The sequence below is a fragment of the Streptomyces glaucescens genome, from assembly GCF_000761215.1.
GTDB classification, from domain to species: domain Bacteria; phylum Actinomycetota; class Actinomycetes; order Streptomycetales; family Streptomycetaceae; genus Streptomyces; species Streptomyces glaucescens_B.
Window position 1 is genome coordinate 2,017,476 of the sequence record NZ_CP009438.1, and the last position, 17,745, is coordinate 2,035,220.

General features: G+C 74.0%; 16 protein-coding genes. 8 read left to right on the forward strand and 8 right to left on the reverse strand.

Annotation, left to right across the window (positions count from 1 at the left end):
* Positions 1 to 149: 149 nt before the first annotated feature.
* The 4 genes from SGLAU_RS08740 to SGLAU_RS08755 all read right to left on the reverse strand — a co-directional run bounded on the left by SGLAU_RS08740 (position 150) and on the right by SGLAU_RS08755 (position 6,175).
* On the reverse strand, positions 150 to 2,138 hold the full coding sequence (locus SGLAU_RS08740) for a TerD family protein (protein WP_043499877.1): 1,989 nt from the start codon (positions 2,136 to 2,138) through the stop codon (positions 150 to 152).
* A 58-nt stretch (positions 2,139 to 2,196) separates the two neighbouring features.
* Positions 2,197 to 2,775 carry a TerD family protein gene (locus SGLAU_RS08745; RefSeq protein ID WP_043499878.1) on the reverse strand — a complete coding sequence of 193 codons (579 nt, stop codon included), beginning with the start codon at positions 2,773 to 2,775 and terminating at the stop codon, positions 2,197 to 2,199.
* Positions 2,776 to 2,996: 221 nt separating this feature from the next.
* Positions 2,997 to 5,165 carry an excinuclease ABC subunit UvrB gene (uvrB, locus tag SGLAU_RS08750; protein ID WP_043499881.1) on the reverse strand — a complete coding sequence of 723 codons (2,169 nt, stop codon included), beginning with the start codon at positions 5,163 to 5,165 and terminating at the stop codon, positions 2,997 to 2,999.
* 143 nt (positions 5,166 to 5,308) lie between these two features.
* On the reverse strand, positions 5,309 to 6,175 hold the full coding sequence (locus SGLAU_RS08755; RefSeq protein ID WP_043499882.1) for an MHYT domain-containing protein: 867 nt from the start codon (positions 6,173 to 6,175) through the stop codon (positions 5,309 to 5,311).
* 279 nt (positions 6,176 to 6,454) lie between these two features.
* Here SGLAU_RS08755 and SGLAU_RS08760 point away from each other — a divergent pair, with 279 nt between their 5' ends.
* The 4 genes from SGLAU_RS08760 (at position 6,455) to SGLAU_RS08775 (ending at position 9,973) form a co-directional block, all read left to right on the forward strand.
* Complete coding sequence (locus SGLAU_RS08760) at positions 6,455 to 7,330, forward strand: glycerophosphodiester phosphodiesterase (protein ID WP_043499885.1); 876 nt, start codon at positions 6,455 to 6,457, stop codon at positions 7,328 to 7,330.
* A 95-nt stretch (positions 7,331 to 7,425) separates the two neighbouring features.
* Positions 7,426 to 7,989, forward strand: coding sequence for a methylated-DNA--[protein]-cysteine S-methyltransferase (locus tag SGLAU_RS08765; RefSeq protein ID WP_043499887.1), 564 nt, complete (start codon positions 7,426 to 7,428; stop codon positions 7,987 to 7,989).
* 137 nt (positions 7,990 to 8,126) lie between these two features.
* The gene (locus tag SGLAU_RS08770) at positions 8,127 to 9,035 is read left to right on the forward strand and encodes a pseudouridine-5'-phosphate glycosidase (protein WP_043499888.1); all 909 of its coding nucleotides are present in this window, start codon (positions 8,127 to 8,129) and stop codon (positions 9,033 to 9,035) included.
* Entirely contained in the window at positions 9,020 to 9,973 is a 954-nt protein-coding gene (locus SGLAU_RS08775; protein ID WP_078958031.1) for a carbohydrate kinase family protein, read from the forward strand. Before SGLAU_RS08770 ends, SGLAU_RS08775 begins: the two co-directional genes overlap by 16 nt.
* Positions 9,974 to 10,008: 35 nt before the next feature.
* Here SGLAU_RS08775 and SGLAU_RS08780 read toward each other — a convergent pair whose 3' ends face one another.
* Positions 10,009 to 10,803, reverse strand: coding sequence for a methyltransferase domain-containing protein (locus SGLAU_RS08780; protein ID WP_043499889.1), 795 nt, complete (start codon positions 10,801 to 10,803; stop codon positions 10,009 to 10,011).
* A gap of 203 nt (positions 10,804 to 11,006) precedes the next feature.
* On the opposite strand from SGLAU_RS08780, the gene SGLAU_RS08785 reads away from it, so the two are divergent.
* Positions 11,007 to 12,134: a magnesium and cobalt transport protein CorA gene (locus tag SGLAU_RS08785; protein WP_043506415.1), complete on the forward strand. Its 1,128-nt coding sequence runs from the start codon at positions 11,007 to 11,009 to the stop codon at positions 12,132 to 12,134.
* 13 nt (positions 12,135 to 12,147) lie between these two features.
* Here the strand turns inward: SGLAU_RS08785 and SGLAU_RS08790 are convergent, their stop codons facing one another.
* Positions 12,148 to 12,567, reverse strand: a complete 420-nt coding sequence (locus tag SGLAU_RS08790) for a CBS domain-containing protein (RefSeq protein ID WP_052414067.1) — start codon at positions 12,565 to 12,567, stop codon at positions 12,148 to 12,150.
* A 430-nt stretch (positions 12,568 to 12,997) separates the two neighbouring features.
* A complete protein-coding gene (locus SGLAU_RS08795) occupies positions 12,998 to 13,687 on the reverse strand; it encodes a uridine kinase (RefSeq protein WP_208868897.1) in 690 nt (229 codons plus the stop codon).
* A gap of 297 nt (positions 13,688 to 13,984) precedes the next feature.
* Between SGLAU_RS08795 and SGLAU_RS08800 the strand changes: the two genes are divergently transcribed.
* From SGLAU_RS08800 to SGLAU_RS08810, 3 genes are all read left to right on the forward strand, one after another.
* A complete protein-coding gene (locus tag SGLAU_RS08800; RefSeq protein ID WP_078957642.1) occupies positions 13,985 to 14,695 on the forward strand; it encodes a DUF2293 domain-containing protein in 711 nt (236 codons plus the stop codon).
* A gap of 229 nt (positions 14,696 to 14,924) precedes the next feature.
* Complete coding sequence (locus SGLAU_RS08805; RefSeq protein WP_043499894.1) at positions 14,925 to 15,404, forward strand: DUF1772 domain-containing protein; 480 nt, start codon at positions 14,925 to 14,927, stop codon at positions 15,402 to 15,404.
* Between the two features lie 235 nt (positions 15,405 to 15,639).
* Positions 15,640 to 17,127 (forward strand): glutamate synthase subunit beta, encoded by a 1,488-nt coding sequence (locus SGLAU_RS08810; RefSeq protein ID WP_043499896.1) that lies wholly within the window; start codon positions 15,640 to 15,642, stop codon positions 17,125 to 17,127.
* A 53-nt stretch (positions 17,128 to 17,180) separates the two neighbouring features.
* Here SGLAU_RS08810 and SGLAU_RS08815 read toward each other — a convergent pair whose 3' ends face one another.
* A complete protein-coding gene (locus SGLAU_RS08815; protein ID WP_063838924.1) occupies positions 17,181 to 17,624 on the reverse strand; it encodes a carboxymuconolactone decarboxylase family protein in 444 nt (147 codons plus the stop codon).
* Positions 17,625 to 17,745 lie beyond the last annotated feature (121 nt).

Below are 17,745 nucleotides of genomic sequence, written 5' to 3' on the forward strand. Positions count from 1 at the left end.
ACGGGTACGCCGCAGCAGTCAGGGAGTACTCCCCTCCGTGCGGATAAGACTACCCAATCACCAAGGAAAGGTAAAGCAATTGGTAAAGGAGGAGCCAAAGTCCCTGATCAGGAGGCTTTACCGAGCCTTGGTCCGGTGCTGGGCGGGGGTCAGCGGCGCCAGGCGCGGCGGGCCGCCACCACCTGGCCGAGCACCTGCTGGAGCACCTGGCTCCCCTGCGGCACCAGCGCCGGCTCGTACGTCCAGGCGTGCCCGACCCACGGGTCGGCGAGGTGGTCGTCCGGCACCGGCGTCAGGCGCAGCAGCGAACGCCACAGCGGGTCGAGCAGCGGGCCGTAGCCCGCGGCGTCCTCGCGGTCGGCGACCATCATCAGATGGACTCCGACGGCGGGGCCCTCGTCCGCGAGGTAGCGCAGCTGGGTCACGGCCCGGTCGTCGAAACCGTGCGGGAAGTCGTTGACCACCAGCAGGTGCTGGGAGGTGTCGAGGTCCGGCGGCAGCGCGTCGGCGGCTCCGCCGCGCACCGCCATCTGCACCAGGTCGACGCGCTGGGTGAGCTTGGCCAGCACCTCCGCCACCCCGGCGGCGCCCAGCGCGGGCGGCGCCGCGAGCGCCCCCGTCTGCACCAGCGGGGCCAGCGCCCGGGCGCCCGTGCCGGCGGGATCGATGACGTACACGGTGTATTCGCCCGCCGGGTGGACGGCGAGCAGCCGGGCCGCGTGCGCGACCGCCGTCTCCAGCGCCAGGCTGCGCATGTCGTGCGCGTCGGTGAACGAGCCGGCCGGTGCGCCCGTCCGCCCGCTGTCGATCCACAGTCCGCGCTCCAGCGGCAGTCTGACCAGCAGGGGGATGCGCAGCTGGGGGGCCTCGGACAGATGCAGATCGCCGAGGCGCAGGGCCATCGGCAGCTCCATCGGCACCCGGTAGCCGTGCCAGACGGGGTTGTCCCAGCGGGCGTACGCCGGGGGCAGGGCCGGCTCGACGACGTCGGCCTCGGCGGTGAGCTGGGCGACATCCCGGTCGAGGGCCTGGCGCGCCTGGCCGACGAGCTGGGCGTGCTTGGCGCGGGCCGCCTCCCGGGCCGCGTCGGCCTGGCCGCCGATCCGGCTGCGCGGGTCGGCGAGGACCTGCTCCAGTTCCTTCTCCATGCGCGAGTCGGCGAAGTCGACGGCGCTGCGGTAGGCGGCGGTGGCCCGGGCCAGGTCCTCGAACATGCCCCAGACCTGGTTGTAGAGCCGCTCGTCCATCGTCCAGCCGGTCGCATCGCCCGCGACGGGCCGCGCCGGCCCGCCGGGTGCGGCCGCAGGCGCGGCCGGCGGGGGCGGGGGCGGGGCGGTGTTCCGCCGGCGCGGGTGGTGGTAGTCGATCGGGCCGCCGGTGGTGGGTGCGGACGGCTGGGTGAGCCCGGGGGCGTCCGCCGGGGCGGGGTGCGCGGGCGAGGCGGGCAGCGGGCCGGTGGCGCCGTGGGGGCCCGGCGTGCCGTGCGGCGGTCCGTCCGGGTGCGGGCCGAGGGCGGGGGCGGCGGTGTGCCGGGTGCGGTCGCCGTCCGCCTGCCGCGGCGGGGGCGCGGCCACCGAGCGGGCGACGCCCCGCGCCACCGCGTCGTCGATGGCCGTGGCGAGCCGGGGAGCCTCGGGCAGCCCCTGGTCGGTGAGGAGCTCGGCGAGGCCGCCGGCGTATCCCTGGCCGACCGCGCGGACCTTCCAGGCGTCCTGCCGCCGGTAGAGCTCCAGGGCGACGACGGCCGACTCGGCCGCCAGGCCGGTGAGTGTGAAGGTGGCGATCTCGGTGCCGTCGAGGCCGGTGACGGCGACGAAGGGGGCGGCGACGGCACCGAAGCGGCCGGGGCCGCCCGCGGTGCCGACCGGAAGGGCGAGCAGGACATGGACCCGGTGGACCGTGTCCGGCATGGCGTTCAGGTCCACCGCGAGCCGGTGGTCCGCGGCGGCCTGGCGGGAGACTTCCAGGCCGGGCAGCGTGGGGGCGCCCGGGTGGGCCACCCGCTCCGCGCCGTGGACCTTCCCGTTCTCGTCGCCGAGCGTGGCCGCGGCCACGATCGGCGTGCCGGCCGAGATCCTGATCTCCAGACGGGCCTGGGAGAGCGGGTGGTTCTGTCCCCGCACCAGCTCGGCCGTCATCGCCTTCGTCCCCCTGCTGTAGCCGTGTAGGTGTGTGGTGTGCCGCTGTCCGGCCGCGTCAGAGCAGCGGCAGGATCGACGGCATCAGGTCCTGGAAGGTGCGGCCGTTGGCCGGGGTGCCGAGGGCGGTCATCGACCAGCCGGCACCGACCCGGTGCACCTTCGCCATGATCTGGGCCGTGTAGGCGCCGCCGCCCGCGAGGGTGTAGCGGGCCAGCTCCTGTCCGTTGGTCTCGTCGACCAGGCGGCAGAACGCGTTCTGCACCTCCTGGAAGGTCTGGCCCGTGAAGGAGTTCACGGTGAAGACGATCTGGTCGATGTGGACCGGGAGGCGCTGGAGGTCGACCAGGATCGCCTCGTCGTCGCCGCCCTGGCCGACACCGCCGACCAGGTTGTCGCCGGTGTGGCGCACCGAGCCGTCGTCGCTCACCAGGTGGCGGAAGAAGACGACGTCGACCGGCTGCTTGTCCGCGAAGAGGACCGCGGAGGCGTCGAGGTCGATCTCGCGGGTGCGCGAGCCGAACAGGCCGCGCCGCGGGGCCGCCTGCCAGCCGAGACCCATACGGACCGCGGTCAGGCTGCCGCCGTCGTTCTTCTGCAGACTGATGGCCTGACCCTTGGTCATGTTGACGGTCACGCGCTGTATCCCCTCTCGGACAGTCCCCTGTTGCCGCGATGCCGCGGTTGACCTGAACCCTACGCAGGGGCACTGACAGTGCCGTACCCCGGACCTGACTTTGTGTCGGTCTTGCAACACAGCGCAGCCGGTGGCGGGGCCCGCGGGGCGGCCGGGGCGGCGGATCCGGGCGGGGTCCGCGCCCCGCGGGCCGCCGGGCCGTCAGGGGCCCGGCGCGGCCGTCAGGACAGGCCCGCCTCCTTCATCTGGCGCAGCTCCTTCTTCATCTCCGACACCTCGTCGCGCAGCCGGGCGGCGATCTCGAACTGGAGGTCCGCGGCGGCGGCCCGCATGCGGGCGGTCAGCTCCTCGATCTGCTCGGCGAGCTCGGCCGCCGGACGGTCGGTCGGCACCGTCTGCTGCGCCTTGCCCTTGGCCGCCTTGCCCTTGGCCGCCTTGGTCTTGGTGGCCGTGGCCCCCTTGACCGAGTGCTCGGCGAGGGCGGGCACCGGGGCCTTGGTGCCGCGGCCGTCCTTCTTCGCCCGGTAGCCGCTGCCGAGCAGCTGCTCGGTGTCGACCTCCTCGCGGGCGATCTGCGCGACGATGTCGTTGATCTTCTTGCGCAGCGGCTGCGGGTCGATGCCGTTGGCCCTGTTGTAGGCGATCTGCTTCTCCCGGCGGCGGTTGGTCTCGTCGATGGCCTTCTCCATCGCCGGGGTGATCTTGTCGGCGTACATGTGGACCTGGCCGGAGACGTTGCGCGCCGCGCGGCCGATGGTCTGGATCAGGGAGGTGCCGGAGCGCAGGAAGCCCTCCTTGTCGGCGTCGAGGATGGCCACCAGGGACACCTCGGGCAGGTCCAGTCCCTCGCGCAGCAGGTTGATGCCGACCAGGACGTCGTACTCGCCCGCGCGCAGTTCACGCAGCAGCTCGACGCGGCGCAGGGTGTCGACGTCGCTGTGCAGGTAGCGGACCTGGATGCCGAGTTCCAGGAAGTACTCGGTGAGGTCCTCGGCCATCTTCTTGGTCAGGGTGGTGACCAGGACGCGTTCGTCGCGCTCCACGCGGGTGCGGATCTCGTGCACCAGGTCGTCGATCTGGCCCTCGGTGGGCTTGACGACGACCTCGGGGTCGACCAGACCGGTCGGGCGGATGATCTGCTCCACGAAGCCGTCCGAGCGGGACATCTCGTAGGTGCCCGGGGTGGCGGACAGGTAGACGGTCTGGCCGATGCGCTCCTGGAACTCCTCCCACTTCAAGGGGCGGTTGTCCAGGGCGGAGGGCAGCCGGAAGCCGTGGTCGACCAGGGTGCGCTTGCGCGAGGCGTCGCCCTCGTACATCGCGCCGATCTGCGGCACGGTGACGTGCGACTCGTCGATGACCAGGAGGAAGTCCTCCGGGAAGTAGTCGAGCAGGGTGTTGGGCGGGGAGCCGGGCGCGCGGCCGTCGAAGTGCATCGAGTAGTTCTCGACGCCGGAGCAGGTGCCGATCTGGCGCAGCATCTCCAGGTCGTAGGTGGTGCGCATGCGCAGCCGCTGGGCCTCCAGGAGCTTGCCCTGCTTCTCCAGCTCGGTCAGGCGCTCGGCCAGCTCCTTCTCGATGTCGTTGACGGCCCGCTCCATGCGTTCGGGGCCGGCGACGTAGTGGGAGGCGGGGAAGATGTAGAGCTGCCGGTCGTCGCTGACGATCTCGCCGGTGATCGGGTGGAGGGTGGAGAGCGCCTCGATCTCGTCGCCGAACATCTCGATGCGGACGGCCAGCTCCTCGTAGACCGGGAAGATCTCGATGGTGTCGCCGCGGACCCGGAAGGTGCCGCGGGTGAACGCCATGTCGTTGCGCGTGTACTGGATGTCCACGAAGCGGCGCAGGAGCTGGTCCCGGTCGATCTCGTCGCCGACCCGCAGGGGGACCATCCGGTCGACGTACTCCTGGGGCGTGCCCAGGCCGTAGATGCAGGACACGGAGGCGACCACGACGACGTCACGGCGGGTGAGCAGCGAGTTGGTCGCGGAGTGGCGCAGGCGTTCGACCTCCTCGTTGATCGAGGAGTCCTTCTCGATGTAGGTGTCCGACTGCGGGACGTAGGCCTCGGGCTGGTAGTAGTCGTAGTACGAGACGAAGTACTCGACGGCGTTGTTCGGCAGCAGCTCGCGGAACTCGTTCGCCAGCTGGGCGGCCAGCGTCTTGTTCGGTGCCATGACCAGGGTGGGGCGCTGGAGCTTCTCGATCATCCACGCGGTGGTGGCCGACTTGCCGGTGCCGGTCGCGCCGAGCAGCACCACGTCCTTCTCGCCGGCTTCGATGCGCCGGGCGAGCTCGGCGATGGCCGCCGGCTGGTCGCCGCTCGGCTGGTAGGGGCTGACGACCTCGAAGGGCGCCACCGTACGTTCGATCTGGGAAACGGGCCGCATGTCATCCACCGTACGACCCGCCACTGACAACCGGTTCCGATCAGCGGTTCCCGTGAGCGTGACATGCCTCGCGACGCTCCGCGGGGCGGGCCCGGGCGCGGGGGCGGGGGCCCGGCCGGCGGCACCGGGCGGGCGGCCGGAGGTCAGCGGTTCTGCGGGGTGCGGGCACGCCGGCCGGCCGGCCGGCGGCGGGCACCCGCCGTGAAGCGGGCGCCCCGGTGGTGCACGGGGACGTGGGCCGGGACGCCCGGCTTGTCCTCCGGCCGCGGCCAGTCCGGCTTCCCCATGACCATCAGCGGGTCGAACAGCACCACCACGCCCGCGAGGCAGAGGAAGGCCAGCGGGCCGATCAGCATGGGGGCGAGCAGAGCCGCCGGCGAGTCACCCGTGCCGGGGGTGGCCGTGCCGTGCAGGTGGACGCTCATGGCGGCCATGCCGGTGTAGTGCATGCCGCTGACCGCGAGGCCCATGACGAGACTCGCGCCGATGCTCCACAGGAACCCCCTGACCTGCCCGGCCGCCCAGAGGGCGGCGGTGGCGGCGGCCATCGCTATGACGACCGAGGCGGCGACGGTGAGGGTGTTGTACTCCAGCTGCCCGTCCAGGCGCATTCCGGCCATGCCCAGGTAGTGCATCGACGCGATGCCCAGGCCGGTGATGGTGCCGCCGGTGAACAGGGCCGTTCCGGTGGCGCCCCGGTACCCGACGATGAAGATGCCGATGCCCACCATGACGATGGCGACGGCCAGACTGGCGAAGGTCGTCGCCCTGTCGTAGTGGATCGGCGCCTCCTCGACGGTGAACCCCATCATCGCGATGAAGTGCATGGTCCAGATGCCGGACCCGATGGCCGCCGAGCCGAGGGCGAGCCAGCCGGGACGCCAGGATCCGGCCACCAGCATGGACCGGGTGGTGCAGCGCAGGCCGAGTGCGCCGCCCAGGCAGGCCAGGAGATAGGCCACCAGCGGCGTGACGAGACCGTAGCTGAATCCGTCGACCGTGCCTTGCATGCGCGGCTGCCCTTCCGCCCTCTTCCGTCCCTGAATGCCCTGTAACGCACCCCTTCCCACAACCGCCCGAGCGGCCGGGGTTGAGGCAGAGAGTATGACTCCCACCGGAATGGTCGAACGATATTCCGGCAAAGAAACACGCCCCCACCCCACTTGTGCGGCCCCGGTGAGGGGGCTGCGACAGCGCCGTTCGAGCCGTGGCCACCCCGTGCTCGCCTCACGTCGACCCTCTGCTGTCAGAGTTGAGCTGTCCGTGATCGCTCGACACGAGGAGTACGCATGCAGCCGCGCGCAGCCACCGCCACGACCGCCGCGCTCCTGGGGGCCGCCGCCCTGTTGTTCCCGGCGCCCGGCGCCCATGCCGAAGCCGCTGTGGAGCGGCCCGCCGTCATCGCCCACCGGGGGGCCTCCGCCTACGCGCCCGAGAACACGCTCGCCGCGGTCGACAAGGCGGCCGAGCTGGGGATCGCATGGGTGGAGAACGACGTCCAGCGCACCAAGGACGGCGAGCTCGTGGTGGTCCACGACGAGAGCCTGCGGCGCACGACCGACGTCGAGACGGTCTTCCCCGACCGGGCACCGTGGCACGTGAAGGACTTCACCGCGGCCGAGATCGCCCGCCTGGACGCCGGCAGCTGGTTCGGCCCCGCGTACGCGGGCGCGCGCGTGCCGACGCTGAAGGAGTATCTGCGCCGCGTCGAGTCCCACCACCAGAAGCTGCTCCTGGAGATCAAGAAGCCGGAGCTGTACCCGGGCATCGAGCGGGACACGCTGAAGGTCCTCGCCAACGAGGGCTGGCTCGACCGGGCGCATGTGACGGCCCGCCTCGTGCTGCAGAGCTTCAGCGCGGACAGCATGCGGACGGTCCACGCCCTCTGCCCCGCCGTCCGGACGGGGTTCCTCGGCTCGCCGCCCGTGGCGGAGCTGCCCGGGTACGCGGTGTTCGTGGACCAGATCAATCCCCCGTACGGCGCCCTGTCGACCGGCTACGTGTCTTCCGTGCACGCCGTCCCCGGGGCGCACGGACGCAGGCTGCGGGTGTCCGCCTGGACGGTCGACTCGGCGGACACCGCGCGGACGGTCGCCTCGTACGGGGTGGACGGCATCATCACCAACCGGCCCGACGTGGTGCGGGACGCGCTGCGCGGGGAGTGACGGACGGGCCGGGGACCGCGGGCCCGGGGCGTGGACCCTCGCGGGCCCGGGGCGGGCGGCGGGCGTTGTCAGTGGGGGGCCGTACGGTGGGGCGTATGAGCAGTGACGGGTGGGACGAGCGCCGGGGCGGGCATGTCGTGTGGACGGTGATCGGCACCGACATCGGCCCGCTGCTCCTGGCCGCGACCCGTGAGGGACTGGTCAACGTGGTGTTCCACGCCACCGACGCCGTGCGTGACCAGGCGCTGGGGCGGCTCGCGTCCCGGCTGGGGACCGAGCCCGTCCAGGCACCCGGATCGCCGCTGCTGGCCGAGGCGATACGCCAGGTCGACGCCTACCTCACCGGCCGGCGGCAGGACTTCGACCTGCCGCTGGACTGGTCGCTGATCTCCGGCTTCAACCGCCAGGTGCTGCGCGAACTGGCGGCCGGCGTGCCCTACGGCACGGTCGTGGGCTACGGCGATCTCGCGAACCGGGTCGGCCAGCCCGGCGCGGCGCAGGCGGTGGGGGCCGCGATGGGCGCCAATCCGCTCCCGGTCGTCGTGCCCTGCCACCGGGTCGTCGAGCGGGACGGCGGGATCGGAGGCTTCGGCGGCGGCCTGGAGACCAAGCGGAGGCTGCTGGCCCTGGAGGGCGTGCTGCCCCAGCCGCTGTTCTGACGGGTGGCCCGCGCTCGTCGGGCCGGGCCGGCATGGTGACGCGCCCGGGCCGGCGGCGCCTCCACCGGCCGTACGCGTTTGAGCGGGCGCGCCGGCCGCCAGGGATGAGGGAGGACCGACGGACAGGAGGCAGTCGCGTGACCCTGGTGGTGTCGGAAGAGGTACGGGAGGCGGTCGCCGCGGGTCGCCCCGTGGTGGCCCTGGAGTCCACGATCATCGCCCATGGGCTGCCGCGCCCGCGCAATCTCCGGGTGGCCCTGGAACTGGAGGAGGCCGTACGGCAGGAGGGCGCCGTTCCGGCCACGATCGCCGTCCTGGACGGGCGGCCGCGGGTCGGCCTGGACAAGGGGCAGGTGGAGCGGATCGCCAACGAGGAGGGGATCCGCAAGCTGGGGCACCGCGATCTGGCCCTCGCCGCCGCCAGCGGGGCGAGCGGGGCGACGACGGTCTCCGCGACCGCGCTGCTCGCGGCCCGCGCGGGCATACGGGTGTTCGCCACCGGCGGGCTCGGCGGGGTGCACCGGCAGTGGACGGTGACCCAGGACGAGTCGGCCGACCTGGGCCTGCTGGCCCGCACCCGGATCACGGTGGTCTGCGCGGGGGTCAAGTCGATCCTCGACGTGCCCGCGACCCTGCAGCGGCTGGAGACGCTGGGCGTGGCGGTGGCCGGATACGGCACGGACCGGTTCCCCGGCTTCTACCTGTCCGACTCCGGGCATCCGGTGGACTGGACGCTGGACAGTCCACGGCAGGTGGCGGAGGTGATGCGGGCTCAGGACGCGCTGCGGCTGCCGGAGTCGGCGCTGGTCGTGGCCAACCCGGTGCCGGAGGACGAGCAGCTGGATCCCGAGCTGCACGCGCGTGTGCTCGCCGACGCGCTGCGCGCCTGCGAGGCGGCGGGGATCACCGGCCAGGCGGTCACGCCGTTCCTCCTGGACCACCTGGTGCGGCACACCGAGGGCGCCTCGCTGAGCGCGAACCTGGCGGCGGTGCGGGGCAACGTACGGCTGGCGGCACGGATCGCGGCGGCCTGGGCCGGGGCGTGAGCACGGCCGGGGGCACGAGGGGGACGGCGTCCCGCGGGGGTGGTGCGCTGCTGGTGGCCGGGGACGTGATCACGGATGTCGTCGCCCGGTACGGCGGTCCCTTGGCGCCGGGCACGGACACGGCCGCCGCGGTGCGCACGGTGCCCGGCGGGGCGGGTGCCAACGTGGCCTGCTGGGCGGCCCGTTCGGGAGGCGCGGAGGTGCGGTTCCTCGGCCGGGTCGGGGCGGATGCGGCCGCCTGGCACGAGCGGGAGCTGGCCGGGTGCGGGGTGAGCGCGCGGCTCGTCGTCGATGCCGAGGCGCCCACGGGGACGGTGATCTGCCTCGTCGACACGGGGGCGGCGGCCGAGCGGACGTTCCTCACCGACAGCGGGGCCTCCCTGCGGCTGGGCCCCGGTGACTGGTCGGACGCGCTGCTCGACGGTGTCGTGCGTCTGCACCTGTCGGGCTACCTGCTGTTCTCCGAGCCGAGCCGGGCGCTGGTGGCGGTGGCCCTGGCGGCGGCTCGCGCGCGTGGAGTGCCGGTGAGTCTGGACCCGGCGTCGGCCGGTTTCCTCCAGGAGCTGGGAACCGAGCGTTTCCTGACGCTGGTCGACGGCGTCGAGGTGCTGCTGCCCAGCCGGGACGAGGCCTGTCTGCTGACCGGGCGGCGCGACACGGCGGCCGCGGCGGCGGAACTGAGCCGGAGCGTCCCCCTGGTGGTGGTCAAGCAGGGCGCCGGCGGTGCGCTGCTGGCCCGGCGCGGAGCCGTGACCGCGCATGTCCCCGCGGTGCCGGCGACACCCCGGGACACCACGGGCGCCGGTGACGCCTTCACCGGGGCGTTCCTCGCGGCGCTCGTCGCCGGCGCGGACCCGGAGGCGGCGGCGCGGGCGGGCTGTGCGGCGGGGGCCCGGGCGGTCGAGCGGGTGGGAGGCAGGCCGCCGGTGCCGGGGTGATCCGTGGCCGGGGGCGCGGCTTCCGCGGCGCCCTGTCACATCGCGCGCCCCCACGCCGAGATCATCGGCGGCGCGGCCAGGTCCATGGTGCCGGAGGCGATGTTCACGAGGTGACGGTCGATCTCCTGGGCGGTGGCGAGGCCCGCGGAGATCAGCTCGTCGCGGATCTGACGGGTCGTCGTGGCCTCCAGCGCGGCGCAGGCCGGCGAGGTGACGGGGAAGTACGCGTCCGCCTCGACCCGGCGCAGTCCGGCCGCGCGGAGCAGCCGCGGGAGGCAGCGTCCGAACGCGAGGTCCGCGCCGTGTCCGGCGAGGAGCTGGCGCAGCCCCTGGCGGAGCCGGTTCGCGAGCTGGTGCTCGGGGCCGTGTTCGTCGGGGCAGACCAGCGGCTGCAGGGTGAGGTCGACGTCCTCCACCAGCAGTCGTCCGCCGGGGCGCAGCGCCTTCGCCATCGAGCGCAGCGCACGGACGCAGTCGGGCACCTCGGCGAGCGCCAGCCGGGCGTGGACGAGGTCGAAGTCCTCCCCCGGCGGCTCCTCGGCGCTCACGTCGTGGAGGCGGATCTGCACCGGGGGACGGGCGGGCACCGCGGCCCAGGCGGGGTCGAGGCCGGTCACGACGACCTTGCCGGTCGGGCCGACCTTCTTGGCCAGCCAGGAGACGACGGTGGTGCCGCCCGCGCCGACCTCCCAGCAACGCCAGCCCGGGCCGACGCCGAACCGTTCCAGGTGCCGGAACGTCGTGGGGTCGAAAAGGGCGGCGAGGGCGGCCGACCGTTCCGCCACCCCGGCCTGCCGGTGGTCCAGGAGATTCGCATCGGTGAGCGTCATACGGCGATCATCCCACTTGTCCTACTTGTCCGGAACGGTCGACGCTCCGGGGCTCCCGGAACCGCCCGAAGTCCCGTTGTCCACAGGCGGGAACGAAGCGGAACCGGCACCTCCCACAGGCTTCCCCGCCCTGCGCGCAGCCCTGGCACACTGGCGCGACAGGCGCGGGAACGCGACGTGAGGATCCACGCGAGGAGATGCAGATGTCCATGGCAGGGAATCTGCGGAAGGTGACGAGTCTCGGCAGGGCCGGCGGCCTCCGCAGGGTGGCCCGGCTGGCCCGGCGGCGCCGGCGCGTCGACCTCAGCCACCCGGCCCGCTCGCCGCTGGGTTCCTCGGTCGTGAACTGCGTGGCGTACGAGGGGGGCGCCCGGGTCCCCCTCGGCGGCGACCTGGCCGACGCGGTGGAGCGGGCCCGCAAGAGCGGCCGAGGTTTCGTCTGGCTGGGCCTGCACGAGCCGACGGTCCAGGAGTTCGCGGGGATCGCCGAGCTGTTCGACCTGCATCCGCTCGCGGTCGAGGACGCCGTCGAGGCACATCAGCGTCCGAAGGTGGAGCGGTACGGCGAGACGCTGTTCGCGGTGTTCAAGACGGTCTGCTACGTCGACCACGAGGAGCTCACGGCCACCAGCGAGGTGGTGGACACCGGGGAGATCATGGTGTTCGTCGGTGAGGACTTCGCGATCACCGTGCGCCACGGCCGGCACGGCTCGCTCGGCCCCCTGCGCGAGGACCTGGAGTCGCGCCCGGAGCAGCTCGTCAAAGGGCCTTCGGCGGTGCTGCACGCCATCGCGGACAACGTCGTCGACGACTACCTGGGCGTCATCGAGGCGGTCCAGGCGGACATCGAGCAGGTGGAGACGGACGTCTTCGCGGAGGACGGCGCCCGGGCCGATCCGGGCCGCATCTACCAGCTCAAGCGGGAGCTGCTGGAGCTGAAGCGGGCCGTGGTTCCGCTCGGCCGGCCGCTGCTGGATCTCGCGGCCCGGCCGATGCGGGTGGTGGACCCGGAGATACAGGCGTACTTCCGCGACGTCTCCGACCACCAGCTGCGCGCGGCGGAGCAGATCGCGGCCTTCGACGAACTGCTCAACTCGATCCTCCAGGCCCACCTCGCCCAGGTCACGGTCGCGCAGAACGAGGACATGCGGAAGATCACCGCGTGGGCGGCGATCGTCGCCGTGCCGACGATGGTCTGCGGGATGTACGGCATGAACTTCGACCACATGCCGGAGCTGCACTGGCGGTACGGCTACGGCATGGTCATCGGCGTCATATCGTTGGCGTGCCTGGTGCTGTACCGCGGTTTCCGGCGCAACGGCTGGCTCTGACCCCGGGCGGGCGTCAGCCCCTCGCGTAGACCCGCTCGGCCCACTCGGCGATCTGGTCCTCCGACAGGTTCCGGACCAGATCGGCCTCACTGATCATGCCGACGAGGCGCTTGTTCTCGATGACGGGGAGGCGGCGGATCTGGTGGTCCTCCATCTCCCGGAGCACCTCGCCGATGTCGGCGTCCGCCTCGATCCAGCGCGGCGTGCCCTGGGCCATCTCGCCCGCGGTGACCCTGGACGGGTCGTGGCCCATCGCCACGCAGCCCACCACGATGTCGCGGTCGGTGAGGATGCCGCAGAGCCGCTCGTTCTCGTCGCTGATGGGCAGGGCGCCCACGCCCAGTTCGCGCATCAGCTGGGCGGCGCGGTCCAGGGTCTCGTGGGCGGGGATCCACTGGGCACCGCGGTGCATGATGTCTCCGGCAGTGGTCATGAGGTACCTCCCGGTGCCGGGGTGGCCGGCGCGGCGCGGGGGCACCGCTGGTCCCGGCGCCCTTTCATTCTGGCCGCGCCCTCCGGCACCCGCACCCGGAGCCGGAGTCCGAGAACGGGCGGGCCCGGGCGGAGGCGACCTCGCGGCCCCGGTGACCCGCGGGTGCGGACGGTGGGGCGGGGGCTCGGCCCGCGGCGGGGCGGGGGCTCGGCCCGCAGGGCGGGGCGGGGGCTCGGCCCGCAGGGCGGGGCGCTCGGACCGCAGGGCGGGGCGCTCGGACCGAAGGGCCGGCGATCCTCCGCGGCACGACGCGACGCCCTTCGGCGCAAGCGCCGCCGGCGTGGCGGCGATGCTCACGCGGACCTCGCCGTCCTTCGGCGGCGGGTGGGCGGACGCCCGGCCGGTCCCGGCCGGGAGGGAGTCGAGGTGATCAGCCGCTCCACGCCGGGTGGCGCGGATCGTCCGCCCGGACGAGGACGTCGGCCGTTCCGGCGGGGTCGGTCTCGGCGTGGTAGCGCTCGAAGGCGGGCAGGGTCCAGAGGTCGGCCTCGGGGGTGCGGCGGCGCAGGGCGCCCGGGGAGAGGAGGAGATGAACGGTCAGGTCGAAGGGGAACCAGTGCCGCAGCAGGAGCGGCCCGTGCAGCAACAGCAGCCCGCCCGGCGGGAGTCGGACATAGGGACTGCGCGTCGCGCGGTCGGTCCCGGAGTCCCACAGATCGGGCAGCACGCGGCCGTCGCCGCCGGGTTCGAGAGGTCCGAAGACCTCTCGCCACAGCGCCCCGGTGTCGAGCCAGCCGTCGTAGTAGGCCTCCACGTCGCGGTGGCCGTGCTCCAGCCGGACGGAGGCGGGGCGCAGGAAGCCCTCCGTGCCCACGACCAGGGAGGGGCGGCCACGCAGGCGCAGAGCTTCGTGGACCCGCTGGGCGAGGTCCCCGGGCCGGGCCGCCGGGGCGCCGTCGAAGGCGACGCGCGGCCAGGGGCTGCCGTCGCCGGGCTTGTCGCCGGGCTCCAGGTCGAGCAGCCGCTCGGCCAGAAGGTCGGCGAGCCGGTCCCAGGTGATCGGTTCGAGTCGCACACGGCCATGATGCGTCACCGGGCGGCCGGGACGTGTCCCGCTCATGGCCCGGCGGACGGCGGGCGGTTCGGGGCGGCGGGCTCACTGCGCGCACCGGCTCCGGCCGCCAGGGCGGCGGCTCCGTTCAAGCCCCAGCGGTTCCGCTCAAGGCGGCGGCTCCGTGGCGAGCCCGCGGCCCCGCACCAGGCGACGGCATCCTCCGGGCGGCGATTGCGCTCGTGGCGGCGGTCTCACTCCGGCTACCACGCGCCGTACTGCGGATGCTTCGGGCTCCCCCGCTGTGCGGCAGGGGGCGCCGGAGCGGCGGCGTAGTGCCCCTGGGCCCGGGGGCATGAACGGGACATGACCACCCTGCCCGGAACTCCCGGAACTCCCGGAGCCCGCCCGGGACTTCTCGCCGTCCAGCCGTTGCGGCGCAGGCGGTGTGCCGCGTGCCGGCGCGGGCCGCTGCCGCTGCTCGTCCTGGAGGACGGAGTGCCGCGCTGCCCGGACTGCGCCGACCTCGGGCACCTGGTGTTCCTGCCGCGCGGCGACACGGCGCTCACCCGCAGGGCGCGCGAGGCGAGCGGGCTGTCGGTGGTGGTCGTACGGTTCAACCGGCGCAAGGGCCGCTATGAGCGGCAGGGTGTGCTCGTGGAGGCGACGGGGCTGGCCCGGGCCGAGCGCCGCTGCCTGGCGGACGCGGACGTGCGGCGCCGGCGGCGGACGCGGGACGCGCGGCGGCGCGCGGAGCAGGACGCGCGGTTCGCCGAGGCGTTCGCGGCGCAGATACGACGGCTGTTCCCCGGCTGTCCGGCCGGGCGGGCGCGGGAGATCGCCGCGCACGCCTCGCTGCGGGGCAGCGGACGGGTGGGCCGCAGCGCGGCGGGCCGCGCGCTGTCCGAGGGGGCGGTGGTCTCGGCGGTCGTGGCCTCCGTACGGCATGTGGACACGGCGTACGACCGGCTGCTGATGAACGGGGTGCCCCGGCACGAGGCGCGCAGGCGGATCGCGGCGGACGTGGAGACGGTGCTCCGGGACTGGCGGGAAGCCGGCATCGACTCGGCCGGATGAGGCCGCGCCGCCGCGACGCCGAAGGCCGCGCCGCCGCGACACCGGGAAGCGGCGTGGGGGCGGTGGCCGCCGGACGGCATTCTGGACGCTCGCTTATGGGCATGCGGCGCCCGGGCATGGCCCGGGCATCCCGGCCCCGGCTTGACTGGGAGGGCAATAGGCGAGGACGTACGGAGCGAGCGGTGGCCGGACGGTGGGCGGACGGTCCGGGCAGGAGGATGAGGGCGACATGATCGACGGACCGTTCTTCGTGCTCACGGTGCTGGGGCTGCTCGGGACCGGCCTGGTGGCCGGCGTCTTCTGCGCCTTCTCCGCCTTCGTGATGCGCGGGCTGGCCGCCCTGCCGGCGGCGCAGGGTGTCGCCGCGATCCAGGCGGTCAACACGGCTGCGCTGCGACCGGCCTTCATGGCCGTCTTCCTCGGCTCCACGGTGCTGTGCTCGGTGATCGCCGTGGTGACGTTCGTGCTGTGGCCTCGGCAGGGCGCGCCGGAACTGCTGCTGGGCAGCGCCCTGTACCTGTTCGGTTCCTTCGGGGTCACGGCGGCTGCCAACGTGCCCCGCAACGAGGCGCTGGCGCGGCTGCGGCCGGGTGCGGCGGAGGCCGCCGCGTACTGGCCGTCGTACCTGCGCGAGTGGACGGCCTGGAACCACGTCCGGACGGTCGCCTCGGCCGCCGCCACGCTCGCGTACGCGCTGGCGCTGACGTGACCCGGGGACCGGACGCCCGTGGGCTCCCGGAGGGGCCCGAGGCCGAGGAGGACGTTCGACGCCCCTGAGGCGCGGCTTCGGGCACACGGGCCCGGAGTGCCCGCAGGAACCGCTCTCCGCCCCTCTGCGCACACCGCGACCGGGACGTATCGTGTCCGCAGGAGTGCCGCCGATGCCGTACGGCCGCCGCACGCGTGCGCGAGAAACGTACGCCAGGAAGCGTAGGGAGCCGGCCATGGCCGATCCCAAGGGATTCATGACCACGCCCCGCCGGGACTGGCCCCGCCGCCCCGTCACGGAACGGGTGCGGGACTGGAACGAGGTGTACGTCCCGGGCGCGCTGCTGCCGATCATCGGTGGGCAGGCCGGTCGCTGCATGGACTGCGGAGTCCCGTTCTGCCACCACGCCTGTCCGCTGGGCAATCTGATCCCCGAGTGGAACGACCTGGTCGCCCGCGCGGACTGGCGGGACGCGGCGGACCGGCTGCACGCCACCAACAACTTCCCCGAGTTCACCGGCCGGTTGTGCCCGGCGCCGTGCGAAGCGGGATGTGTGCTCGCCATCAACCAGCCGGCCGTGACCATCAAGAACGTGGAGTGCGCGATCGCCGACCGCGCCTGGGAGGAGGGGTTCGCGCCGCCGCGCCCGCCGGACCGGCTGTCCGGGCGGACGGTCGCGGTGGTCGGCTCCGGCCCCACCGGGCTGGCCGCCGCCCAGCAGCTCACCCGGGCGGGGCACACGGTCGTCGTGTACGAGAAGGCCGACCGGCCCGGCGGCCTGATGCGCTACGGCATCCCCGCGTTCAAGATGGAGAAGCACCACCTGGAGCGGCGGCTGGAGCAGATGCGGGCCGAGGGCACGAGGTTCCGCACCTCCACGGCGGTCGGGCGGGACGTCGACGCGGCGGAGCTGCGGGCCCGCCACGACGCCGTGGTGATCGCCACGGGGGCCACGGCCTGGCGGGAACTGCCGGTGCCGGGACGCGGGTTGGCGGGGGTGCACCAGGCGATGGAGTACCTGCCGCTGGCCAACCGGGTGCGCGAGGGCGATCTGGAGACCTCGCCGCTGTCCGCCGCCGGGAAGCACGTGGTCATCGTCGGCGGCGGCGACACGGGAGCCGACTGTCTGGGTACGGCGGTGCGGGAGGGTGCCGCGTCCGTGACCCAGCTCGACATCTACGCCCGGCCCGGCACCGAGCGCGACGAGGACACCGAGCCGTGGCCGACGTACCCGCGGGTCTACCGGCTGTCCGCCGCCCACGAGGAGGCCGGGGCACTGCGGACGGCACCGGCGGCGGACGCGGACGCCCGGCTGTTCGCGGCGTCGACGCTGCGGCTCACGGGCGACGCGGCCGGACATGTGCGCGCGCTCCATCTCGTCGAGGTGGACGCGCGGCGCAGCCCGCGTCCGGGGACGGACCGGACGCTCCCCGCCGACCTGGTGCTGCTCGCCCTCGGCTTCCTGGGACCGGACCGGGAGGACGGCGTCGTCGATCAGCTCGGACTGGCCGTGGACCCGCGGGGCACCCTCGCCCGGGACGGCGGCTTCGCGACCGGGGTGCCCGGGGTGTTCGCGGCCGGGGACGCGGCCCGGGGGCAGTCGCTGATCGTGTGGGCGATCGCGGAGGGGCGGGCGGTGGCCGCCGCCGTCGACCGCCACCTGACGGGCAGCACCCGCCTCCCCGCACCGATCGGGCCGTACGACCGGCCGATGGGTGTGTGACCGGGGCGGGAGCCCGTCGACCAGGGCGGGACCCCGTCGACCAGGGCGAGCCGTCAGCGGCGGCGTTCGTCCGTGCCGGCGCGCTTCGCCGTGGCCAGGGCGACCCGGTTCCAGGTGTTGATCGCGGAGATCAGCGCCAGCACCTGGCCCAGTTCCTCGTCGTCGAACCGGGCCGCGGCCTCGGCGTAGACCTCGTCCGGGACCCCGCGGTCGGCCACCAGCGTCACGGCTTCCGTGAGGGCGAGGGCGGCCTGTTCGCGCGGGGTGAAGAAGTGCCGGGCCTCGCGCCACACGGCGACCATGTGCAGCCGTTCCTCGCTCTCACCGGCCCGGCGCGCGTCGCTCGTGTGCATGTGGAGGCAGTACGCGCAGTGGTTGAGGTGCGAGGCGCGGATCTGGATCAGTTCGACCAGTGCCGGGTCGAGGCCCGCGCGGGCGGCGGCGTCGAAGCCGACCAGGGCGCGGAACGCCTTGGGAGCGGAGCGGGCGAAGTCCAGGCGGGGCCGCCCCCCGGCCGAGGGGTCCGCGGCCGGGGCCGCCGCCGCGCCGGCGGGGCCGACCCGGGTCTCGTGCGCCGCCCGGATCGTCCGCGCGGTCCGCGCGGCCCCCGTCGTCTCC